Here is a 21,441-nt window from a genome sequence, read left to right on the forward strand (position 1 = left end):
CGACCCGTTACGACAAGCTCGCCGTACGCTACGAAGCCGTCGTCATCATCGCTGCGATCAACCAGTGGCTCAATGCCTTATGAAACACGACCTAGCGCCATTGGTGATCTGAGCCTGCCCGTCTCCCGGGGCCTCCTCTCCGACGGCCTGGACGCCGGCCGAGGAAGCTTCGGCGACGATCACCTCTTCTAGCTTGCCGACCGACTCGAACGACAAACGCTCCATGGTCGTGGCGGTGAAGTTCCGCTCGAACATCGCCTCGGCCGCGCCTAGCATGCGTTCGATCCGGGTAGTCTTCGGCGGTTCGATCTTGTCTGCGCGGCAGCGCGCCGCGCAGTCGATCCCGCGACATCTCCACCGGGCAGATTTTGGTGGCCAGCCAGTCGGCGAGCTTGTCCTCATCGCCTACCGTCGGCTCACGGAAGCCGTGGAACTCCCGGATTTGCGCTCGGTGGTTCTTGATGGTCCGTCCGGACCAGTCGTAGACGGCGAACAGCTGCGCGTCGACCTTCACCTGCCCCGCCATGAACTCCACCGCCGGGCGCGGCACGTCCTCCCGGCGAGGGAACCTCGCTTCCAGCTCGAAGAACTTCAGCATCAGCCCGAAGCCGAGCCGTGATCGCGACGTAGCGGACCTGAGACGCAACGTTCAGTTACATTGCCCCGTCTCAAGCTGGCTTCCATTCCCGCGAGCCACTCGAACCACGATTACGCAGAGCTACTTTGCCCCTGGTGACGGCGACCCGAGTGCCGGGCCACCAACGCGGTTGTGACCTGGACCAGCGACTACCTGGGACGGGCGGTGGCCGCGCTGCGAGCCGAGGGCCGCTACGTCAACGACGAAGCGTCGGCCCACATCTCCCCGGCCCGCAGTGAAACCGTCGACTTCTTCGGCACCATCAGCCTCGAGATCGATACCGAACTGGCCGAATTGGATGCCACCGGCTACCGGCCACTGCGCTCCTTCGAACCCGTCACCACCCCGGTCCTGTGATGACCTGGGCCGTCGCCTACATCCCTGAAAGGTCCCGGAATGGGAAACCGAGACCTTCCATGATCGTCTGTGTCTGTCGGCGTTCGAAGTCGCCTGCGCGAATGTCCGAAGTCTCATGCACGCCGTACACCTGAGTGCCGACCGACCCGCCGTCGTCCTGGCTGCGGATGTCGGCCTTCGGAACTGTCCGCACGGAGGCGCGAAGTGACCTGTACGCACGCAGCGTGCGTCGCGGGTCGTCAGTATGTCCTGTGGCAGATGTGGCGGGAGATCGGCGTGCCTAGTCTCTGAGGTCGTCTGCGGCGCTCGCCGCACCATCCCGTTGGAGGATTCGATGACCTGGCCACGATCGGCTGTGCTCGCCTTGCCCCTGGTGATCGCGATGGGAGCGTACGTTCCAGCAGCCTCCGCCTCATCCAGCCGAACGCCGGCGCCGCCCCTGGCCTGGTCCGCCTGCGAGGGGAAGATCTCGGCCGAGCTGCAGTGCGCGACGTTGCGCGTGCCCGTCGACTGGTCGAGACCCGGCGGTAAGACGATCACCCTCACCGTGGGCAGGGCGCCGGCGACCGGTGCGGCGGCCGCAGGCACCGTCCTGTTCAGCCCCGGAGGCCCCGGTGGCGCCGGCGTTCAGGAGTTGTCCCGGCGGCTGCCCCACTTCGCCGGTCTGCGTACCCGGATGGACGTCGTCACCTGGAACCCGCGGGGCGGGGTGAGCGGTGAGCACATCCCGCTGGCATCGTGCGCGGCCGGTCCCGCCTTCGCCACTCCGGACAGTCGGCGCGAGTACGATCAGGCGCTCAAGGCGAACACCGCCGGGATCGCTGCCTGCCGGGACGCCGTGCCCGAGCTGTTCGCCAACCTGGACTCCGCCACCCAGGCCCGCGACATGGAGGCCATTCGCGCCGCCCTGGGCGAGGAGAAGATCTCCTTCCTCGGCAACTCCTACGGCGGTGTGCTCGGGGCCTCCTATGCGCGGCTGTTCCCGAAGCGGCTGCGCGCGGTGGCGGTGGACAGCGTGCCCGATCACGTGGACCCGTTGGCGAAGTCGGAGCGGCTGCAATATGAGGGCCTGGAGGCAGGGTTCAAGCGGTTCGTCCGCTGGTGCGCCGGCTCCTCCGACTGCGTTCTGCGCGGCACGAACGTGGAGAAGATCTGGCAGGCCATCGTGCGGCGGGCCGAGCGTCGTCCCTTGCCCGGTGCCGCGGCCGCCGGTGAGCGCCGCTACGACGGAGATGACCTGAAGTTCCTGGCCTACGGCCTGGTCGACGGCACGGCGGAGTGGCCCGCGCTGGCCAAGGCGATTGCGGGCGCCGCCAAGGGCGACGCGTCCGGCTTCGACCCCCAAGGCCGCGGCCTACCCCCGCGGATCACCGCCATGCTCGCGGTCAGCTGCGCCGACGGGTTCCGCTACGACGGCTATCGCGCCTATCGTGCCGCGGTGCGGCGCTCCATCAAGCTGTCGCCGAACTTCTCCGGCATGCGGGAGAACGGCTGGCTCGCCTGCTCGCCGTGGGCGGCCAAGGCCGCCAACCCGCCGGCGCCGCTGCCGGCCGGCGAGCTTCCGCCGCTGCTCGGCATCGGCCCGGTCTACGAGTATCCCTCCGTCCGCGCCATCACCGACCAGGTCCCCGGCTCGGTCACCATCAAGTACGACGGCGTCGGCCACGGCCGGTACCTCAACGCCGGAGACCCCTGCGTGATCGGACACGTGGACCGGTACCTGATCGACGGCAAGCTGCCCGCGCCCGGTACCACGTGCCCCGCCCGACCGGCGTGATACTGATCAAGTGAGACGACCAGCGGCTTTCCACCCCTTTCTGACCGGCTTCTGGCGTCGTATGCCGCTCATGGGCCGCGACGCCCTGCTCGCCGGCGCGGTGGCGATCCTCGCGCTGACGGTCTCGGCACTGGACGAATGGCGGCGGGGCTCGCTTGCCGAGATCACCGATGTCGGCGCGGCGGCGGCGTGGGCGGCACCGATTCTGGCCGTCTGCGCGCCACTGGCGCTGCGCAGGCGGCTGCCGCTGACGGCAGTGGCCGCGTCCGCGATGGTGATGCTCGTGCTCGGCCTCGCGCTGGAGCGCGACGCCGGGATCTGGGTCCTGGGCCTGATCGTCGCCTCGGCGGCCTACCACCGCCATCGGCTGCGCTCGGTCCTGCTGATCGGCTCGGTCGCCTGGGCGGTGACGGCGGGGCTCGGGGGCGCGTCCGTGCCGGACCTCGCCACCGTGCCTGTCCACGCGGCGGCCGGCGCGATGCCGGTCGCCGCCGGGTACGCGCTGCGGTTACGGGCCGACCGCGCCGTGCAGGCCGCGCGGCTGCAGCACGCCCGGGAGGAGCAGGCCCGCTCGCAGGAGGCCGCGCGGATCGCCCGGGAGGTTCATGACGTCGTCGGTCATCACCTCAGCGCGATCAGGCTTCAGGCGGTCGGTGCCCGGCGGGCACTGGCCGGTCACGACTGCGAGGCCGACCGGGCGCTGGCCGGGATCGCCGGCCTGTCGGCCGAGGCGCTGGCCGAGATCCGGGCCCTGCTCGCGACCTTGGTGCGCCCGGACCGCGAGGACCACGCCCACGGCAAGGGCCTCGCCGACCTGCCCGCTCTGGTGCAGCGCAGCGGCGGGCCGGAACTGGCCGTCACGCTGGAGGTCGATCCCCGTCTTGAGGGGGCTGTGCACCCCGGAACCGCGGGCTGCGCCTATCGGATCGTGCAGGAGGCGCTGACCAACGTGGCGCGGCACTCCACGGCCGCGCGGGCCTCGGTCACGGTCCGTGCGGTCAGCAGCCGGGTCGTCGTCACCATCGACGACCCCGGCCCGCCCCGGCCGCCGGTCGCCGACGGTGCCCTCAGCGGCGGAGGGCAGGGCCTGGCGGGCATGCGCGAGCGGGTGGCGGCGCTCGCAGGGCACTGCCACGCCGGCCCGCACGGTAGGACCGGCTGGCGGGTGCGCGCCAGCCTGCCCGTGCTTCCCCCGAAGGCGCGTGACGGACACAGACCGGCGGTGACGGCCGACGGCGCGGAACCCGCCCCCGCCACGATGCCCGCCACGATGCCCGCCACGATGCCCGCCACGATGCCCGTCGCGTACAGCCGTCCGGCCCGGCAGGTGGCCCCGTGATCCGGCTCCTGATCGCCGACGACCAGCAGCTCGCCCGCGAGGGCCTGCGGCAGTTGCTCAGCCCCGAGCCCGGCATCGCCTTCCTCGGAGCCGCACGTGACGGTGCCGAGCTGATCACCATGGCGCGCGAGCACCAGCCGGACGTGATCCTCACCGATCTGCGCATGCCGGGCACCGACGGGATCACGGCCATCCGGCGGCTGACCGCCCGGACCCCGGACTGCCCGATCATCGCGCTGACCACGTTCGACACCGACGACTACCTCTTCGGGGCACTCGAAGCGGGCGCCGTGGGCTTCCTGCTCAAGGACGGCGACCCCGACCTCTATCTCACGGCGATACGCGCGGCCCACCGAGGTCAGGGCCTGATCGACCCGCAGGTCACCCGCAGGCTGGTGCGGCGCTTCGCCACCCCACCGGTGCGAGGCCAGAGCCCGGCGCTGACGCTCCGGGAAACGGAGGTCCTCCGCCTGGTCGCGCTGGGGCGATCCAACGCCGAGATCGCTGCCGAGCTGCGTATCGCCGCAGGCACGGTCAAGATCCACGTGTCGCGTGTCCTGTCCAAGATCGGTGTGCGCACGCGTGTCCAGGCCGCGATCCATGCTTACCGCTCAGGCTTGGTGCCCGCGGATGAGGAGAGGTGAAAGCCAGATATGGGTAAAACCGGCCATGAGTCGATCTTGACGCCCGTTTCCGCAGGCAGGTAGGCGGTCAGCGGCCAACCGTGATCAATTTTGAGGACGTCCTCCTTGTCCTTGTCGGCGGGCGGGCTGTATCGGCGGGTGGTCTCCAGGCGGGCGTGGCCAAGGATCTCGGCGACCAAGACCAGGTCGGTCTTGCCGCGGACCAGAGTGGTGGCGAGCGTGTGGCGCAGGACGTGTGCCGTGGTGGGATCGTCCAGCCGTCGACCGGCCGTCAGCAGCAGAACTCCAGGTAGTTCTGCAGGTCGGCGAGGATATGGGCGACACCGTCACAATCGCCTCGATAGCGGCTGGCCGGCGCGGCTGAGGCGCTGTTCGAGCGGAAGCTCACCACCGCCACGATGCGACGATTCCCCCTGCCGGCATCGGCCGCGCTTGGAAGACTTGATCGCGGTCCCCGGCCCCGCCCCGGACGGCGAGGGCGAGGCCGGGCCGCCGGAGCGCGCAGCCCGGCCGGATGGTCAGTCGGCGGCCCTGCGCTCCCGAAGATGTCCCCAGCCGCCAGGTAGGTCTCGTGGCCGTTGTGTCGACGCCTTACGCCCAGACGGTCGTGGCGCCGGCAGGGCCCGCCCCAGCGTGCTCGACGCGCTGGCCCCGCAGGAATCGCGCATCGCGGGCCTGATCACGCAGGGGTTGTCGAGCAAGCAGATCGCCGCCCAGCTCTTCCTGAGCTCGCGTACGGTCGAGCACCACCTGTACGAGGGTTCTCCGAAGCCGGGCATCGGCTCCCGTACGGATTCGGCGTCACCAGTAGTTCTACGGAAGGCGCCGGTAACCAGGGACGGCATGCTGGGAGACATGCAAGATGTGACCATCTGGAGTGAAGAGTTCGGCGCCGAGACCGACGCGCCAATCCTGTTGATCATGGGTTCGATGTCGCAGGGCATCCTGTGGCCGGACGAGTTCGTCGGCCGGCTGACCGCCGGAGGCCGCAGGGTGATCCGCTACGACCACCGTGACACCGGCATGTCGGACACCGTCGACTTCGCGGCCGAGCCGTACACCTGGGACGACATCAAGAACGACGTCTACCGTGTGATGGACGCCCACGGCTTGGACAGCGCGCACCTGGTGGGCCACTCGGCGGGCGGGCTGCTCGGCCAGCTCATCGCCGTGGAGGCGCCGGAGCGGGTGCGCTCGCTGACCGTCATCGCCTCCTCTCCACTCGGCGGCGGTGAGGGCCAGGTGCTCATGCGGGCCCTGACTGAGCAGCCGCAGCCCGAGGGAAGCCTGCCGGAGCCGGCGCCGGAGTTCGTGGAATTCTTTCGCGCGCTGATGGCCGCCCCGCCGCCGCAGGATCGGCGCGCGCTGATCGACGGCATGATCGCCGAGCAGCGCGTGCTGCACGGCACCGGGCTGCCGTTCGACGAGGACACGGCGCGCCGGCTGCAGGAGCGCATCTACGACCGGGCCCGCGACCTGTCGGCGGTGGCCAACCACCGGCTGGCCGCAGCGGCCGGCCCCGACTTCGAGCCGGTGGGCGTGCTCCACCGGGTGAAGGCGCCCACGCTGGTCATCGAGGGCAGCCACGAACCGGTCAAACCGGGTCACGGCGCCATCATCGCCGAACAGATCCCGGGGGCGCGGCTGACGATCGTGGCAGGCATGGGGCACACGCTGCCGCTGGAGACCCACCAGGAGCTGGCCGACGCGATCCTCACGCACACAGCCGGGTAAGGAATCTGCTGCAAGATCCCTGCCTCCCCGCCATCGAAGTGGCGGACCTGACCCAGCGCTCTGGCGCCGTGCTCGCCGTCGATCGGCTCAGCCTGAGCATCCCGGCGGGGATGTTCTACGGCACCGTGGGCCCCAACGGTGCGGGCAAGACCACCATGCTGATGGCCGTGTGCGGGCTGCGGGAGCCGACCTCTGGCTCCATCAAGATCGCCGCTCACGACCTGCGGACCGACAGGGAAGCCGCCCTCGCCCAGCTCGGCATCATGATGGACGGGCTGCCCCTGCCAGAGCGGCTGACCGCCACCGAGATCCAGCGCTCCGGTTGGGGGTACGGCGCGGCGCTCGCCGCCCGCGACGCCGCCGGGACGGCACCGGTCCTGCTGCCGCTGGTGGCACTGCTGACCTTGGCGCTCTGTTGCAGCTGTGCTGGATCGCGCTGACAGCTCGCGCCCTGCGCCGGCCTCCTCGCCGGGCAAGCGCGCGGCGGCCCGTCGTACCGGGACGTGGGCTGTCCTTGCCGTTCGCGACACCGCAGGTGGCCGCAGTCGTCTCGCGAGAGCTGGCCACCTGGCGACGTGACCTGGCGCGCGGAGTCGAGTTGCGCAGCGCCTGGCTGACACCACTGCTGATGGTGCTCATCATCGCCTTCACCGACTGGAGGTGGGCGCTGCCCCTGGTAGGCCCAGCGGCAGCCGTGTTCGGCGCGATGGTCGCGATCAACACCTACGCCCTGGACGGCACCGCCCTGTGGCAGCTCCTCACCACACCGGGCGCCCTCAAGGCCGACCTGCACGGGCGGATGGCGGCGTGGGCGCTGCTGTTTGGCCTGCCGTCCATCGCGCTGGCGGCCCTGCTGTGGGCCGCGACCGGCCACTCAGCCATCGTCCAAGCCGTCAAGCCCGCCATCGGGCCCGGCCTGGAGATCCGGCCGATGCGCGACAGCGACGCCGAGCAGGTGCTGGCGATCTATCAGGCCGGGCTGGACACCCGCCATGCCAGCTTCGAGACCACCGCGCCCAGCTGAGAGGGCTTCACCGCGAGCCGGTTGCCGCATCTGCGGTACGTGGCGACCGATGGCGACTGCGGCGAGGTGCTCGGCTGGGTGGCGGCTTCTGCGGTGTCGTCCCGTCCGCGAGCTTGTCCCTGCAGGAGGAGCTCGGTTTCCGGGTGGTGGGCACCCGCGAGCGCATCGGGCGCCACCACGGCGTCTGGCGTGACGTGATGCTGATCGAACGCCGCAGCGCTGTGACTGGAGCCTGAGACCGCAAGGATCGCTGTTCGACTGGCGTTCACCTACCTGACATCGACGGCTGCCAATATCGATGCATATCGAAATCGACAGCCGTCGATATGAGCGACGCAGCCGAAGCCCTTCATGGACAGCATCTACCGCCACGCTGATCTGACCGTCGACCAGCAGCACGCCCTGCTCACCGCAGCCCGCACGCTCGCCACCGAGTTCGCCGGCACCTTCGGCACCGAGACCATCGAGCGCTTCCTGCACGCCAGCTACGACCAGTTCGCCGGCCGCGCCGTCATCGCCAACTACCTGCCGCTGCTGGCCGAGCGGTTCGCCCGCCAGCGGCTGCGCGCGCTGGCCCGCATCGAGGGCAAGGACTCCAGCGGCGTGCCGATCGTGCTGTTCCTGTGCGTGCATAACGCCGGCCGCTCGCAGATGGCGCTCGGCTTCTTCGCCCGCCTGGCCGGCGAACGCGCCCTCGGCTGGTCCGGCGGCACCGAGCCGGGCGAGCTGATCAACCCGGCCGTTGTGGAGGTGATGCACGAGCGCGGCATCGACATCACCGGCGAGTTCCCCAAGCCGTGGACCAGCGAGATCGTTCAGGCCGCCGACGTGGTGGTCACCATGGGCTGCGGCGACGCCTGCCCGGTCTACCCGGGCAAGCGCTACCTGGACTGGGACCTGGACGACCCGGAAGGCAAGACACCGGAGCAGATCCGCCCGATCCGCGACGACATCGAGCGCCGGGTCCGCGCCCTGCTGGCCGACATCGGCGTCCCGGCCGGCTGAGAGCATCCTCTCTGTTCCCAGCAGGCAGAGACACATGTCAATATAGACACATACCTATTTCGATGAATGTCTATATGGAAGGGCAGTGGATGGAACTGCTGGAGATCCTGGAGTGCAGCCCGCCGCTGACCCGCGAGCCGCTCGACGCCGAACAGGCCGCGGCGGTAGCCCGGGTGTTCAAGGCGCTGGGTGATCCGGTGCGGCTGCGGATCCTGTCGATCGTGGCCAGTCGCGCGGGCGGTGAGGTGTGCGTGTGCGACATCACCGACGCGTTCGAGCTGTCCCAGCCGACCATCAGCCACCACCTGAAGGTGCTCAAGGAGGTGGGGTTGCTGACCTCCGAGCGGCGCGCCTCCTGGGTGTACTACCGCCTGGTGCCCGAGACACTGGGCGAGCTGTCGGCGCTGCTGACCCTGCCCGCCAGTGGGTCCACCGGTGGGCCTGCCACTGGGCCCGCCGGCCTGCCGGCCGCTGCAGCGGCGGTGCCGCGGTGATGTCGGCGCAACCCGCGCAGGTCGCGGCGCCGGCCGGCGTGATCGGTGCTCTGTCGGTGCTGGATCGGTTCCTGCCGGTGTGGATCATCGCCGCCATGGGCGCGGGGCTGCTGCTCGGGCGATGGGTGCCCGGCCTGGACGCCGCGCTGGAGGCGGTCAGGGTCGGTGAGATCTCACTGCCGATCGCGCTCGGTCTGCTGCTGATGATGTACCCGGTGCTGGCCAAGGTCCGCTACGACCGGCTCGGCAGCGTCACCGGCGACCGCCGCCTGCTCCTCGCGTCGCTGCTGCTCAACTGGGTGCTCGGCCCGGCGCTGATGTTCGCCCTGGCCTGGAGCTTCCTGCCCGACCTGCCCGAGTACCGCACCGGCCTGATCATCGTCGGGCTCGCCCGCTGCATCGCCATGGTGCTCATCTGGAACGACCTGGCCTGCGGGGACCGGGAGGCAGCCGCCGTCCTGGTCGCGCTCAACTCCATCTTCCAGGTGATCGCCTTCGGCGCGCTGGGCTGGTTCTACCTGCAGGTGCTGCCCGGCTGGCTCGGCCTGCCGCAGGCCGCGCTCGACGTCTCGGCCTTCGACATCGCCTTCTACGTGCTCGTCTTCCTCGGCATCCCGCTGCTCGCGGGCTACGCCTCACGCAAGCTCGGCGAACGCGCCAAGGGCAGAGCCTGGTACGAGCAGCGCTTCCTGCCGCGCATCAGCCCGATCGCCCTGTACGGGCTGCTGTTCACGATCGTGATCCTGTTCGCCCTGCAAGGCCACACCATCACCTCCCAGCCCGCGGACGTGGCCCGCATCGCCCTGCCGCTGCTGGCCTACTTCGCCCTCATGTGGAGCGGCGGCTTCCTCACAGGCCGGGCGATCGGCCTGCCCTACGACAAGACGACCACGCTCGCCTTCACCGCCGCCGGCAACAACTTCGAACTGGCCATCGCGGTCGCGGTCGGCGTCTTCGGCGTCACCTCCGGCCAAGCCCTGGCCGGCGTGGTCGGCCCGCTCATCGAAGTTCCCGTCCTGGTCGCCCTGGTCTACGTCAGCCTGGCCGGCCGCCGCCTGTTCACCGCAGAGGAGCCCGCCCGTGGCTGACAAACCGTCCGTCCTGTTCGTCTGCGTCCACAACGCCGGCCGCTCGCAGATGGCCGCCGGCTGGCTGACCCACCTGGCCGCAGGCCGGATCGAAGTCCGCTCGGCCGGATCGGCCCCGGCCGATCAGGTCAACCCCGCCGCCATCGAGGCGATGCACGAGGTCGGCATCGACATCACCGCCGCCCAGCCCAAGGTCCTCACCGTCGACGCGGTCGAGGCCAGCGACGTGGTCATCACCATGGGCTGCGGCGACGCCTGCCCGATCTTCCCCGGCAAACGCTACGAGGACTGGAAACTCGACGACCCGGCCGGGCAGGACATCGAGGCCGTCCGCACGATCCGGGACGACATCCGCGCCCGCATCGAGAAGCTGATCACGCAGCTGTAGCCGCATCAGGCCAGGGCGGCGCGTGGCGTCCGGTCCCGCGCCGCCGGGTGGATGCCGTCAGGTGATGCCTCGGGCGATCTCCCGGACCACCTCACGCCCCGTCGGGGCGACCGCCTCCTGCATCACAAGCAGCAGATCCATCTCAAGGTTCGGGTTGCGCCGCGCCACCTCGGCAGCCAGTTCCTTGAGGTAGCCCCGCGCCGCAACCCGGGCGATCTCCTGCATGAAGACCAGCAGATCCACCTCCAGCTTCGGATGTCGGCGCACCAGGTCAGTCGCCAGCTCGGCGACGGTTTGCCGCGCTACCTGGGCCGCGGCCTGTTCCATCTGCATCTGAAGCGTCAGCGACAACCTCGCCGCACTCGCCGCAGCAGGAGCGGCGCCGGCCGGGGAGCGTTGAAGATCGGCCAGTTGGTCACTCAGCCTGCTCAGCTTGTCCTGCTGAGCCTGGACGGTCTCGCGGAGCTCGGTGACGAGCTCGCGCAGCTCGGCCATCTGCCCCCGCGGTGGCGCGGTGCGTACTCCGCCCTCGTCCAGGAAGGCCCGCTGCCAGGCGCGTTCCCAGGCCGCAAGGTCTGGCACCGCAACGCCCAGGTGGGTCACCAGCGCCAGCGTGACGGCCTTGCTGGCAAGGCGCTCGCCCCGCAGCATCTTTCCGCCGGTCTCGCGTGCCACCGGCGCCGGGTCGTGCTTGGTGCGGCTCGCCACCTGCCGCATCGACAGTCCCGAGCCGGCGAGCAGCAGGCTCAGTGCTTGAGCGAGCTGCTGAAGGGTCCGCACCTGCTCGGGATCGGCCAGTGGCCCGTCCTGCTTGGCTAAGGCGCTGGCCGATGCGACATCTTTCACGAGCGCACGCTCCTCCATCTCGCCGACGGCGCCGACGCCCGCCCGCCCGCCCGGGAATCACAGCGTAGACACCCCTGGCCCCAAATGGCCGCCGATGCGGGGTCGGCCCGCCGGGGCGGCCCGGACGATCGGCCCCGGCGTCACTTCGGTCTGCGCCTGCCCCTGATCTGGCTGGTCACCCTCGGTTGCCGCTGTGCTGAGGAGCAATTCCCGTACGCGCCGCGGGCCGCCTGACGGCGTGCTCGCCTTCATGAGAAAGAACGTCATGCAGATTCTCGACCTGCTCACCGGCCTCCTGCAGGAGGCCTCCGCCGCGGCCGGCCTGTACGCCGCCATCACGCTGGCGCGCCGCCAGCTTGCCCGTCGCGTAGCAGGCGAGCCCGCCGAGCCGCCTGTCGGGACGCCGCCGGCGACGGTGCCTTCGCCCGTCCAGCCCTCGCCCGGCCCGCAGCCGACGCCCGGATCGCCGGTGGAGGCGTCCGCCCCGTCGCCGGAGGCCGACGCACGTCCATGACGATCCCGCTCACACCACGGCGCCGTGCACGCCCGTCACCATGCTGAGGCGATCGAGGGCGCCAGGAGCCACACGGTGGCCACCAACAGCTGAGCCGCTGCCACCAGGGTGTCCGGCTGGACGCGGTCGGGCGTTTCGGCGGGGGTCTGGTAGCCGGGCATGCCCATACCGATGCCGATCGCGGCCAGGCCGGCGGCGGCGTAGCGGCGGTTGTCGGAGGCCATCGCGCCCGCCCGCAAGGGCACGCCGGTCAGGCGGGCGGCCTGGTCCAGGGTGGCGAGCAGGGCGTGGGCGGGGCCGCCCGCTTCGACGGCGGCGGCCTGGTGCAGGTGCGCGGCACCGTCGAGGTTGATCACGAGTGTGTCCGGCGGCAGGGTGGGGGCGTGGTGGGCCGAGCCCCACGCGCCCGCCTCTTCGGCGTCCAGGAAGGCCACCGTTAGCTCCAGTGCCCCGGGCGGCGGAGCGGCGGTCAGCACGCAGGCGGCCTCCAGGACCGCGGCCACTCCGGAGGCGTTGTCCGCGGCCGCGGGCAGGCGCCGGTCGGGATCGTCGCCCACGCCGTCGTAGTGCGCGCTTAGCAACACCCGCGGCCCCGCGTTCCCGCCGACGGGCCCGCCGACGGGCCCGTCGCCGTGACCGGCACTACCTTGGTGGCTGTCGGTCTCCTTGCGGGGAAAACGGGCGTAGACGTTGCAACCCCGGGTGGCGACTTGCCGCAACGGCATCGAGCCGGTCACCTGAACCGGGCCACCATGCAGCGCTTCGGCCAGGTGCCCGTGGACCTCAGGACGCACGGCGATGATGGGCACCGCGCGAGCAGGCGGGCCGGCGATCATCTTGGGCATCCAGCCGTCGGTGTCGGTGCCGCGTACGGTCAGCACTCCGGCCGCGCCCTGCGCCTCGGCCAGCTCACACGCTCGCCCCCAGGTGGTGGCGTCGGCCAGCACCCATCGGCCGCGCAGGCTGGTCTCCGAGCCGGTCTCCGAGCCGGATCCGGAGTCGGTCTCGGGGACCGTGGTCAGCAGGGCGGTGCGCGGGTGTGGCAGTTCGGCGGAGGCCAGGTGCTCGACGAAGTCACGGCGGTGCTCCAGGTGCTGTGTCTGCCCGGTGCCGCGCCATGCGAGCATGGGCGTGGCGTACAGCTCGCGGACGCCGGCGACGTCGAACTCCGACACCTGCACCTGGGCGCCCAGTTCGCCGAGCTGCGCGGCGAGCCAGGTCGCGGCGGCGCGGCCGCCGGATCTGCCCACGCGCCGCCCGGCATAGCGGTCACCGGCCAGCTCGCGCACCGTGGCCTGCATGCGGGTGGCCGACACCGCCTCGGCCAGGGCGGCCAGATCAGGCCCACCCTGGCCGAGGCCGGATGCTGTGCTGGTCATCCGCAGCACCCGGACGCGCCCTGAACACCGGCCTGGGGAGCGGCCTGAGCGGGGGCCTGGCCGCAGCAACCGCTCTGGGCGGCCTGGGTCGCGGCGGCGGGGCTGCCGCAGCAGGCCGTCCCCGCGGCGGCCTGCCCGGCGGCGTCGGACGGCTCGCCCACGGAGGAAGGGGAGCCGCAGCAGCCTCCGGCGGCGGGCGGGGTGAAGGCCTCGTCCAGGTCGCCGAGGAAGCCGCCGCTGGTCTGATTCGTCATCGTGGTCTCCCTGCCGGGCAGAGTGGATCGCCCACCCAGCATTCATAATTAGATGGATGTCTAAGCAATCGCTACGATCTCATGTTGCTTCGATGCTCGTCAAGATAGATGAGAATCTAATTAAAGACGGCGAGTTCCAGGCGCGACGCGAGGCTCACTGCAGCTGGGCGACGATCTCGGCGACCAGTTGCCGGGCTGTGCGGCCCGCGCCGATGAGGGTGGCCGAGGCAGGTCCGGTCCAGTCGCCGTAGCCGAGGAGGTGCAGGCGGGGTTCGCCGATCGCCTGGGTGCCGCGGGTGGGGATGAGCCCGTCCGGGCCGCGCAGGCCCAGGGGTGCCAGGTGGTTCAGGGCGGGCCGGAAGCCGGTGCACCACAGGATCACGTCGCAGGCCAGGGTGCTGCCGTCGGCCCAGGCGACGCCGCGGGAGGTGATGCGGGTGAACATGGGTTCGGCCTTGAGCAGGCCGTGGTCGCGGGCCTCGCGCACGGGTGGGACGGCGACGATGTCGCCCAGGTCGGCGATGCCCGCCGTAGGCTCGCCCGCTTGTTCGCCCGCTTGTTCGCCCGCCTGGGTGGCGCGGTGGCGGCGGGTGGCCAGGTCGAACAGGGCGCGGCCGTCGATGTCGTCGGGCAGCAGGCGTGGTGGTCGCTGGGTCACCCAGGTGACCTCGGCGAGCGTGGTCAGCTCGGCCAGCAGTTGGGCGGCGGAGTTGCCGCCGCCGACGATGACCACGCGCTTGCCGCGCAACGGCTCGGGGCCGCGGTAGCCGGCGGTGTGCAGGTGCTCCCCGCCGAAGTCGCGCAGGCCCGGATAGTACGGGATGTAGGGGCGCCACCAGGTGCCGGTGGCGCTGATCACGGCCTTGGCCTGCCAGGTGCCGTGGCCGGTCTCCACCAGGAGATGGCCGTCACCGCGCCGCACGGCGTGCACGGTCACCGGGCGCAGGACCGGCAGGTCGTAGCGGCGTTCGTAGTCGGTCAGGTAGGTGACGACCTCGGCGGCGCTCGGGTAGCCGCCGCCGGGTGGGATGGGCATCATGCGGCCGGGCAGCGAGCTGTACTGGGCTGGGGAGAACAGGCGCAGGCTGTTCCAGGCGTGCCGCCAGGCGCCGCCGGCGCTGTCCTGGGCGTCGAGGAGAACGAAGTCGGTCTTCGCGCGGCGCAGGTAGTACCCGGCGGCCAGGCCCGCCTGCCCGCCGCCGATCACCAGGACGTCGACGGGCCGGGGGGCGGCCGTCATGCGGGCAGCAGTTCCAGCTCTGTGCGTCCCGCCGCAGGCTGGGGGGCGGGCTCGGTGAGCGGGGCGAACAGGGCGCCGAGCTTGTTCACCGCTTCGGGGATGATGCGGTAGTAGACCCAGGTGCCGCGCCGCTCCCCGTCGATCAGCCCGGCCGTGCGCAGCACCTTCAGGTGGTGGGAGATGGTGGGGGCGGTCAGGTCGAAGGCGTCGGTCAGGTCGCACACGCACGCCTCGCCGCCGGCGTGAGAGCCGATCATCGACAGCAGGCGCAGCCGTACCGGGTCGGCGACCGCCTTGAGCATCACGGCGAGCTCGGCCGCGGTGTCCTCGGCCAGCGGTTCGCGGGCGATCGGGGCGCAGCACTGGCCGGTGGGGACGGTCATGACAACCCCTCCTGATTCGAAGTCTGTCGAAATTGTAGGCGGTGGTAGGCCACCAGCGCGAACGCGGCGATCGCGCAGGCGGCGGCCACCGCGCCCATCACCCAGCCGTAACCCGCGGCCTGGGCCAGGGCGACGGCGCCGAGCGGGGCCAGCGCCTTGTCGGCGACCGCGACCAGGCCAGCACCGCCACGGTGCCCAGCAGCGACCCAGCGGTCATCAGGACGCGCCCGCCACGAGCGTCCAGCAGGCGACCGACCAACGGCGCGCACACCGCGGCGATCAGAATGGACACGGTGAGCGCCGCGGCGATCTGCGCGGGCGTGGCATGCAGATCGCGGGCCATGGGAGCGAGGAAGACGGAGAAGGCGTAGTAGAGCACGCCGTAACCGACGGTCTGGGTGACGGCCAGCGCTGCCACGACCGACCATCCGCGGCCGGAACGTGGCGGACCGCCGCCCTCGTGTTCGGGGGCGGCGGTCTCTGCGGGGGAACTCATGCCGGACAGGCGATCAGCGCCCGCCCCTCGGCCGTGGTCGCCCACCCGCCCCGGAGGGTCTCGACGATGAAGCCCTGGGCCTGCAGCCGCCAGGCGAGCGTTCCCGCCATCTGGGCGATCGCGCGCGTGTAGCCGGGGTTGGTGCTGGGCCTGCGGGCGGCGACCAGGGCCTCAGCCAGCCAGTGGGCGGGCATCGGCTCGTGGTCGCAGATGAGGCGCAATGCCTCCTTCTGAGCGGCAGTCGGGTAGCCGTCGGACATCGGGGGTGTTCCTTTCAGCCGCAGCAGCCGCCGCCGTCGCCGGAGGAGACCGTGGCGAGGGGGAGCGGGGTGGACAGCAGGCCGCCGCTGATGCCGGTGGCCAGACCGACCCGCTGCTCCTGGGCCTCGGCCAGGCCGGAGGAGCACACGCCGGTCTCGGGCAGGTCGAGCTGCACGTCCCGGGCCGCCTCCCAGTCCCCGGCCAGCGCCGCCACGACCGAGCGGACCTGCTCATACCCGGTGGCCATGAGGAACGTCGGCGCGCGGCCGTAGCTCTTGACCCCGACCGCGTAGTAGCCGGGCTCGGGATGCGCCAGCTCGTCGACGCCGTGAGCGGGGACGGTGCCGCAGGAGTGCTGGTTGGGGTCGATCTTCGGGGCCAGGGCGCGGGTGGAGCCGAGCACCGGGTCCAGGTCGAGCCGGAGCTCGGAGGCGATGGAGTGGTCGGGGCGGTAGCCGGTGGCCGACACGATCCGGTCCACCGTGACGCTCTGCTCGTGGCCGGAGGGGTCGCGGCTGACCACCTCGACGCCCTGGTCGGTGGCGGTGACGCGGTGGGTGAAGAAGCCGGTCAGGAGTTGGATGCGGCCGGAGGTGACATGGGCGCGCAGCCGGGTGCCGAGCGCGCCGCGGGCCGGGAGCGCGTCGGCCTCGCCGCCGCCGTAGGTGCGGCCGGCGTCGCCGGCCCGGATCGCCCAGGTGATCGGGGTGTTCTCGAGTTCGGCCAGCGCGAGCAGCGTGGTGGCGGCCGAGTGGCCCGCGCCGACGACCAGGGTGTGCTTACCCTCGTAGCGGTCACGGTCGGCGCCGAGCACGTCCGGCAGGGCGTGGTCGACGACCACCTCGTGCTCGCCGTGGGCGGGCAGGCCGCTCGCGCCGAGCACGTTCGGGCTGGTGTAGGTGCCGGAGGCGTCGATGATCGCGCGGGCGGTCAGTTCTGTGCCGCCGGCCAGGCGGATCAGGAACGGGGTGTCGTCGCGTCCGGCGGTGCGGACCCGGTCGTAGCCGAGGCGGCTGATCGCGCTCACCTTCGCGCCGAGCCGTACCTTGTCGCCGAACAGCTTGGCCAGCGGGGCGAGGTAGTCGTCGATGAGCTCGGCGCCGGTCGGCAGCCAGTCGGGGTCGGGCGCGCTCCAGCCGCCGGCCTCCAGCAGGCGGCGGGCGGCAGCGTCGATGTTGTACCGGTACGGGCTGAACACCCGCACGTGGCCCCACCGGGCCACCGAGGCGGCGACGCGGTCGCCGGCCTCCAGGACCGTGAAGTCGATGCCGCGCTCGGCCAGGTGGGCGGCGGCGGCCAGGCCGACCGGACCGGCGCCGATCACGACGACCGGCAGGTTACCCGGCTGCCCGGAGGCGGCCTGCTGAGGAGCGGCGAACTGCTCGATCTCGACGGCGACGGTGCCGCAGCAACGGTCACTCATGACGGCTCTCCAGATGGGTGGTCAGCGGAAGGACAGGGCGAAGGTGCGGGCTCGATCGAGGGCGGCGTCGGCGCGGCAGGTGCGGTCGCACACTTCCGAGGTCGCCTCGTTGAAGGTGAAGCCCGAGACGTCACCCGAGATGTCGGCGGGGCGGCGCAGGCGGGTGAGCAGAGCGCGCATCGCGCACCTCCTGAATAGAAGCTCATCTAAACAGCTCAGATTCTGAGCCACTGATTAGAGGATTGTCAAATTAGATGAGAACCTAAGCTAGCCAGTACGTCCGGACGCCAGGCCGGTCAGCCACCGCAGCCGCCGGCGGGCGGGCCGTCGCCCGGCGGGCAGCAGGCGGCCAGGGCGGCCTGCAGGTCGGCCAGCGCCTGCCGCGCCCCGTCGGGGTTGGCGCGGTAGTAGACGGTCTTCCACTCGCGCCGCGAGGTGAGCACCCCGCCCTCGCGCAGCGTCGCCAGGTGGGTGGAGGTGGCCGACTGGGCCAGCGACAGGCGCTCGGCCACCTGGCTCACGGTCAGCTCCACCCCGCCCTCGAACAAGAACAGGATCTGCTGGCGGGTGTCGCTGGCCAGCGCCTTGAGGAAGCCGCGCGCCGCGTCGGTGAGCTGAATGCCACTGCCTGCCGTCTGCATGGCACGACTCTACCGTATTGTCATTTCTGGATATGAGGATATGATGCGGCGGCATGGACACCATCGTCATCGGCGCCGGCCAGTCCGGTCTGGCCGCCGCCCGCGCCCTGCTCGCTAATGGACGCACCCCCGTCATCCTCGAAGCCGGCCCGGCACCCACCGGCTCGTGGAGCAGCTACTACGACAGCCTCACCCTGTTCTCGCCCGCCCGCTACAGCGCCATGCCCGGCCAGGACTTCCCCGGCGACGGCGACCACTACCCCACCCGCGACGAAGTCGTCGCCTACCTGCAGCGCTACGCCGACGGCCTCAATGCGGAGATCCGCACCGGCATCCGGGTCACCGCGGTGGAAGCCGACGGGGCGGGCGGCTTCCTGGTGCACACCGCCGCCGGAGAGACGCTGCGCGCCATGGGCGTGATCGCGGCCAGCGGCTCCTTCGGCAACCCGCTCGTCCCCGCCCTGCCCGGCCAGGACGGCTACACCGGCCAGGCCCTGCACGTGGCCGGCTACCGCAACCCCAAGGACTACGCCGGGCAGCGCGTCGTGGTGGTCGGCGGCGGCAACTCCGCCGTCCAGGTCGCCTACGAGTTGGCCGAGGTGGCCGACGTCACGATCGCCTCCCGCCAGCCGCTGCAGCTCATGCCGCAGATCGTCGGCGGCAAGGACGTGCACTACTGGCACACCACCACCGGCTTCGACCAGCTCCCGCCCGCATGGCTGGCCCGCGTCGCCAGCGGCACCCTGGTCATGGACACCGGTGACTACGCCGCCGCTCTCGCCGACGGCCGCCTGCAGCGCCGCCCCATGTTCACCGCCTTCGACGGCGACCACCTCATCTGGGCCGACGGCGAGCGCGAGCGCGTCGACGCGGTGATCTACGCGACCGGCTACCTGCCACACCTGGACTACCTGGCCCCGCTCGGCGCCCTCGACCCGACCGGGCTGCCCCTGCACGCGGGCGGCCTGTCCACCACCCACCTCGGCCTCGGGTACGTCGGACTGGAGTTCCAGCGTTCCTTCGCCTCCAACACCCTGCGCGGCGTGCACCGCGACGCCGAGCACGTGGCGGCGCCGATCGCCGCCTACGCCGGCGGCGTCCTGGCCGCCTACGGCCTGTGACATGGATTCTCCGCTGATCACCCTGGCGCTGGTCGTGCTGCTGCTGGCGACCATGCTGACCGTCGGCACCTCGCTGACGCCTCCCGGCTTGGCGGCACTGCTTCGCCGTCCGCTCGCTCTGACGGCGGCCGTGCTGGTGAATGTGGTGGTGGTACCGGCGATCGCGGTCCTGCTCGTCCGCTTGCTGAGCCTGGACGGCGCGATCGCGTACGGGGTGATCCTGGCCGCCGCCGCGCCCGGCGGCGGCACCGGAGCCCTGCTCACCTACCACGCCCGCGGCGACCTGGCCCTGGGAGTGAGCCTGCAAGGCACGCTTGCCGTCCTGGGCCTGCTCGCCGTGCCCGCCTGGAGCTTGGCCGCACCGTACGCCGGCGCGCCCGTGGGAGGAGGCGCGGGTCTCCAGGTGGTGGCGATGCTGCTGGCCCAGCTCATCCCGCTCGCCGCCGGGATGTGGCTGCGCGCCCGATCGCCCGGCACCGCCGAGCGGGTACAGAAGGTCAGCAGGCGGGTGGCCGACGTGCTGCTGGTGACCTCGACGCTCTCCATCCTGGCCACCACCGCCGACCGCCTGACCGGCATCCCGGCCTCCGGCTGGGCCGCCTTCGCCCTGCTGACGTTCCTCAGCCTGGCCGCTTATGCGGCTCCCGGCCTCGACAGCCCGGAGGCCCGGCGGGCCGCCGCCATGACCACCATCATCCGCAATCTGTCCCTGGCCCTGCTGGTCGCCGGCCTGTCCGCCGACGCGGCCCTCGTCAGTCTCATCGTGCTGGCCTACGGCCTGGTGATGTACGCCGTGGCCGGCCTGGCCCTGGCGCCGCTCCGCAGAACCGCTCGCCTTGGAAAGGACTTCGCCCGATGAACACCGCTTTGCCGGTGGCCGTCATCGGCGCCGGCCCCGTGGGCCTGGCCGCCGCAGCGCACCTGGCCGAACGCGGCCTGCCCTTCGTCGTCCTGGAATCCGGGCCCGTCGCCGGTTCCTCGGTGCGCGAGTGGGGACACGTACGCATGTTCAGCCCGTGGCGCTACAACACCGACGCCGCCGCGGTGCGCCTGCTGCGCGCCTGCGGCTGGACGGCGCCCGACCCCGAGGCGTTGCCCACCGGACAGCAGCTCGTCGCCGCCTATCTTGAGCCGCTGGCCGGCCATGACGCCATCGCTCCGCACACCCGCTACGGGGCGCGCGTGGCGGCGATCAGCCGCCTGGACGTCGACCGGCTCCGCACAGCAGGCCGCGAGGACGCGCCGTTCGTCGTCCAGCTGGAGGACGGCAGCGAGATCCGCGCGCGGGCGGTGATCGACGCCTCCGGCACCTGGACGACGCCGAACGTGCTCGGCGCCAACGGGCTGCCCGCCCGCGGCGAGCGCGAGGCGGCCGACTGGATCGACCACGCCCTGCCCGACGTGCTCGGCGCCCACCGTGACCGGTTCGCCGGCCGGCACACGGTCGTGGTCGGCGCCGGCCACTCGGCCGCCACCACGCTCCTCGCGCTCGCCGACCTGGCCGAGCAGGCGCCGGGCACCCGCATCACCTGGGCCATCCGCGCCGACGCGCCGGAGCGCGCCTACGGCGGCGGCGAAGCCGACGCCCTGCCCGCCCGCGGCTCCCTCGGCTCCGGGCTGCGCCTGCTCGTCGACAAGGGCCTCATCGATCTGGCCGCGGGCTTCAAAGTCGGCGCCCTCCGCGTCCTGACCGACGGCACCGTCGAGCTCCGCTCCCGGCAGCCCGCAGGCTCCGACCGCACCCTCAAGGCCGATCGGGTCGTGGCCGCCACCGGCTACCGGCCGGACCACTCCATCGCCGCCGAACTGCGGCTCGACCTCGACCCCATCCTCGGCACCACCCGGCTGCTCGCGCCGCTGATCGACCCCAACGACCACTCCTGCGGCACCGTCCGCCCGCACGGCGTGGACGAGCTGGCCCACCCCGAGCCCGGCTACTACACCATCGGGATGAAGAGCTACGGCCGCGCCCCCACCTTTCTGCTGGCCACCGGGTACGAGCAGGCCCGGTCCGTCATCGCCGCCCTGGCCGGTGACTGGGCAGCGGCGCGGGAGGTCCAGCTCGACCTGCCCGAGACCGGCGTCTGCTCGGTCACCCTGGCCGTGCGCGCCATCACCAACGACCTCGGCCTGCCGCCCGACACCCCCGCCAAGCTCATGGCCGCCACCACCCGCCACCTCGCCCAGCACACCGACCCCGCCGACGCGGTCATGGCCGCAGCCCACGAACTGGGCATCGAACCGGCCGCCGCCCTCAAACTCGCCGCCCTGGCCGGCTGAACCGCCCACGCCCCCACAACGCTCGGCGCTTCCCCATCGAGGCGGATGGCCCCGCACGTCAGCAGGGCCACCCGCAGCGCCGCTCGGTACCCGCGCAGCCGCGCAGCACCGGTGGG

29 protein-coding genes are annotated in these 21,441 nt (G+C 71.8%); 16 read left to right on the forward strand and 13 right to left on the reverse strand.

The features are described from left to right. Positions 1–91 precede the first annotated feature (91 nt). Positions 92–598: a DUF4158 domain-containing protein gene (locus AB0K28_RS50570; RefSeq protein ID WP_364385538.1), complete on the reverse strand. Its 507-nt coding sequence runs from the start codon at positions 596–598 to the stop codon at positions 92–94. 171 nt (positions 599–769) lie between these two features. On the opposite strand from AB0K28_RS50570, the gene AB0K28_RS50575 reads away from it, so the two are divergent. The 4 genes from AB0K28_RS50575 (at position 770) to AB0K28_RS50590 (ending at position 4,754) form a co-directional block, all read left to right on the forward strand. Further along, positions 770–994, forward strand: coding sequence for a hypothetical protein (locus AB0K28_RS50575; RefSeq protein WP_364385541.1), 225 nt, complete (start codon positions 770–772; stop codon positions 992–994). Between the two features lie 334 nt (positions 995–1,328). After that, positions 1,329–2,771, forward strand: a complete 1,443-nt coding sequence (locus AB0K28_RS50580; RefSeq protein WP_364385544.1) for an alpha/beta fold hydrolase — start codon at positions 1,329–1,331, stop codon at positions 2,769–2,771. A 10-nt stretch (positions 2,772–2,781) separates the two neighbouring features. After that, a complete protein-coding gene (locus AB0K28_RS50585; RefSeq protein ID WP_364385547.1) occupies positions 2,782–4,110 on the forward strand; it encodes a histidine kinase in 1,329 nt (442 codons plus the stop codon). Continuing rightward, positions 4,107–4,754, forward strand: a complete 648-nt coding sequence (locus tag AB0K28_RS50590; protein ID WP_345406653.1) for a response regulator transcription factor — start codon at positions 4,107–4,109, stop codon at positions 4,752–4,754. Before AB0K28_RS50585 ends, AB0K28_RS50590 begins: the two co-directional genes overlap by 4 nt. Here AB0K28_RS50590 and AB0K28_RS50595 read toward each other — a convergent pair. Next, a complete protein-coding gene (locus tag AB0K28_RS50595; RefSeq protein ID WP_345409873.1) occupies positions 4,715–5,035 on the reverse strand; it encodes a site-specific integrase in 321 nt (106 codons plus the stop codon). The genes AB0K28_RS50590 and AB0K28_RS50595 overlap by 40 nt on opposite strands. Next, on the reverse strand, positions 5,026–5,151 hold the full coding sequence (locus tag AB0K28_RS50600; RefSeq protein WP_345406657.1) for a hypothetical protein: 126 nt from the start codon (positions 5,149–5,151) through the stop codon (positions 5,026–5,028). Before AB0K28_RS50600 ends, AB0K28_RS50595 begins: the two co-directional genes overlap by 10 nt. Before the next feature lie 236 nt (positions 5,152–5,387). On the opposite strand from AB0K28_RS50600, the gene AB0K28_RS50605 reads away from it, so the two are divergent. The 8 genes from AB0K28_RS50605 to AB0K28_RS50640 all read left to right on the forward strand — a co-directional run bounded on the left by AB0K28_RS50605 (position 5,388) and on the right by AB0K28_RS50640 (position 10,487). Continuing rightward, on the forward strand, positions 5,388–6,488 hold the full coding sequence (locus tag AB0K28_RS50605; protein ID WP_345406660.1) for an alpha/beta fold hydrolase: 1,101 nt from the start codon (positions 5,388–5,390) through the stop codon (positions 6,486–6,488). 38 nt (positions 6,489–6,526) lie between these two features. Further along, entirely contained in the window at positions 6,527–6,928 is a 402-nt protein-coding gene (locus tag AB0K28_RS50610) for an ATP-binding cassette domain-containing protein (RefSeq protein ID WP_364385552.1), read from the forward strand. Between the two features lie 74 nt (positions 6,929–7,002). Then, entirely contained in the window at positions 7,003–7,512 is a 510-nt protein-coding gene (locus AB0K28_RS50615) for a hypothetical protein (RefSeq protein ID WP_364385555.1), read from the forward strand. A gap of 113 nt (positions 7,513–7,625) precedes the next feature. Next, positions 7,626–7,748: a hypothetical protein gene (locus tag AB0K28_RS50620; RefSeq protein ID WP_345406670.1), complete on the forward strand. Its 123-nt coding sequence runs from the start codon at positions 7,626–7,628 to the stop codon at positions 7,746–7,748. Between the two features lie 115 nt (positions 7,749–7,863). Beyond that, the gene (locus AB0K28_RS50625; RefSeq protein ID WP_364385558.1) at positions 7,864–8,517 is read left to right on the forward strand and encodes an arsenate reductase ArsC; all 654 of its coding nucleotides are present in this window, start codon (positions 7,864–7,866) and stop codon (positions 8,515–8,517) included. An 89-nt stretch (positions 8,518–8,606) separates the two neighbouring features. Then, a complete protein-coding gene (locus AB0K28_RS50630; protein ID WP_345409874.1) occupies positions 8,607–9,011 on the forward strand; it encodes a metalloregulator ArsR/SmtB family transcription factor in 405 nt (134 codons plus the stop codon). After that, the gene (gene arsB, locus AB0K28_RS50635) at positions 9,011–10,099 is read left to right on the forward strand and encodes an ACR3 family arsenite efflux transporter (protein WP_364385561.1); all 1,089 of its coding nucleotides are present in this window, start codon (positions 9,011–9,013) and stop codon (positions 10,097–10,099) included. Before AB0K28_RS50630 ends, arsB begins: the two co-directional genes overlap by 1 nt. After that, a complete protein-coding gene (locus tag AB0K28_RS50640; RefSeq protein WP_364385564.1) occupies positions 10,092–10,487 on the forward strand; it encodes an arsenate reductase ArsC in 396 nt (131 codons plus the stop codon). The genes arsB and AB0K28_RS50640 overlap by 8 nt, the downstream gene beginning before the upstream one ends. Positions 10,488–10,544: 57 nt before the next feature. On the opposite strand, the gene AB0K28_RS50645 is transcribed toward AB0K28_RS50640, so the two are convergent. Further along, the gene (locus tag AB0K28_RS50645) at positions 10,545–11,351 is read right to left on the reverse strand and encodes a hypothetical protein (RefSeq protein ID WP_364385567.1); all 807 of its coding nucleotides are present in this window, start codon (positions 11,349–11,351) and stop codon (positions 10,545–10,547) included. A 232-nt stretch (positions 11,352–11,583) separates the two neighbouring features. Between AB0K28_RS50645 and AB0K28_RS50650 the strand changes: the two genes are divergently transcribed. Next, positions 11,584–11,847 carry a hypothetical protein gene (locus AB0K28_RS50650; RefSeq protein WP_364385570.1) on the forward strand — a complete coding sequence of 88 codons (264 nt, stop codon included), beginning with the start codon at positions 11,584–11,586 and terminating at the stop codon, positions 11,845–11,847. 35 nt (positions 11,848–11,882) lie between these two features. Here the strand turns inward: AB0K28_RS50650 and AB0K28_RS50655 are convergent, their stop codons facing one another. The 9 genes from AB0K28_RS50655 to AB0K28_RS50695 all read right to left on the reverse strand — a co-directional run bounded on the left by AB0K28_RS50655 (position 11,883) and on the right by AB0K28_RS50695 (position 17,924). Continuing rightward, positions 11,883–13,226, reverse strand: a complete 1,344-nt coding sequence (locus tag AB0K28_RS50655; RefSeq protein WP_364385573.1) for a M28 family peptidase — start codon at positions 13,224–13,226, stop codon at positions 11,883–11,885. Further along, complete coding sequence (locus AB0K28_RS50660) at positions 13,223–13,480, reverse strand: hypothetical protein (RefSeq protein WP_345406700.1); 258 nt, start codon at positions 13,478–13,480, stop codon at positions 13,223–13,225. The genes AB0K28_RS50655 and AB0K28_RS50660 overlap by 4 nt, the downstream gene beginning before the upstream one ends. 154 nt (positions 13,481–13,634) lie before the next feature. Beyond that, entirely contained in the window at positions 13,635–14,720 is a 1,086-nt protein-coding gene (locus AB0K28_RS50665) for an ArsO family NAD(P)H-dependent flavin-containing monooxygenase (RefSeq protein ID WP_364385576.1), read from the reverse strand. Continuing rightward, entirely contained in the window at positions 14,717–15,103 is a 387-nt protein-coding gene (locus tag AB0K28_RS50670; RefSeq protein ID WP_364385579.1) for a metalloregulator ArsR/SmtB family transcription factor, read from the reverse strand. The genes AB0K28_RS50665 and AB0K28_RS50670 overlap by 4 nt, the downstream gene beginning before the upstream one ends. Positions 15,104–15,200: 97 nt before the next feature. Further along, a complete protein-coding gene (locus AB0K28_RS50675; RefSeq protein WP_364385582.1) occupies positions 15,201–15,599 on the reverse strand; it encodes an MFS transporter in 399 nt (132 codons plus the stop codon). Then, on the reverse strand, positions 15,596–15,859 hold the full coding sequence (locus AB0K28_RS50680; RefSeq protein ID WP_364385585.1) for a hypothetical protein: 264 nt from the start codon (positions 15,857–15,859) through the stop codon (positions 15,596–15,598). The genes AB0K28_RS50675 and AB0K28_RS50680 overlap by 4 nt, the downstream gene beginning before the upstream one ends. A 14-nt stretch (positions 15,860–15,873) precedes the next feature. Then, positions 15,874–17,283, reverse strand: coding sequence for an FAD-dependent oxidoreductase (locus tag AB0K28_RS50685; RefSeq protein WP_364385588.1), 1,410 nt, complete (start codon positions 17,281–17,283; stop codon positions 15,874–15,876). Positions 17,284–17,304: 21 nt separating this feature from the next. Next, on the reverse strand, positions 17,305–17,463 hold the full coding sequence (locus AB0K28_RS50690; RefSeq protein WP_364385591.1) for a hypothetical protein: 159 nt from the start codon (positions 17,461–17,463) through the stop codon (positions 17,305–17,307). A 116-nt stretch (positions 17,464–17,579) separates the two neighbouring features. Next, positions 17,580–17,924 (reverse strand): metalloregulator ArsR/SmtB family transcription factor, encoded by a 345-nt coding sequence (locus AB0K28_RS50695; protein WP_345406716.1) that lies wholly within the window; start codon positions 17,922–17,924, stop codon positions 17,580–17,582. A 53-nt stretch (positions 17,925–17,977) separates the two neighbouring features. Between AB0K28_RS50695 and AB0K28_RS50700 the strand changes: the two genes are divergently transcribed. From AB0K28_RS50700 to AB0K28_RS50710, 3 genes are read left to right on the forward strand one after another with little or no spacing between them, the layout of a single operon-like run. Next, positions 17,978–19,045 (forward strand): NAD(P)/FAD-dependent oxidoreductase, encoded by a 1,068-nt coding sequence (locus AB0K28_RS50700; RefSeq protein WP_364385594.1) that lies wholly within the window; start codon positions 17,978–17,980, stop codon positions 19,043–19,045. Position 19,046: 1 nt separating this feature from the next. After that, positions 19,047–19,904, forward strand: a complete 858-nt coding sequence (locus tag AB0K28_RS50705) for a hypothetical protein (RefSeq protein ID WP_364385597.1) — start codon at positions 19,047–19,049, stop codon at positions 19,902–19,904. After that, complete coding sequence (locus AB0K28_RS50710; protein WP_364385600.1) at positions 19,901–21,325, forward strand: FAD-dependent oxidoreductase; 1,425 nt, start codon at positions 19,901–19,903, stop codon at positions 21,323–21,325. Before AB0K28_RS50705 ends, AB0K28_RS50710 begins: the two co-directional genes overlap by 4 nt. Positions 21,326–21,441: the final 116 nt, after the last annotated feature.

It is taken from the genome of Nonomuraea sp. NPDC049504, assembly GCF_040676845.1.
Classification (GTDB): Bacteria; Actinomycetota; Actinomycetes; order Streptosporangiales; family Streptosporangiaceae; genus Nonomuraea; species Nonomuraea salmonea.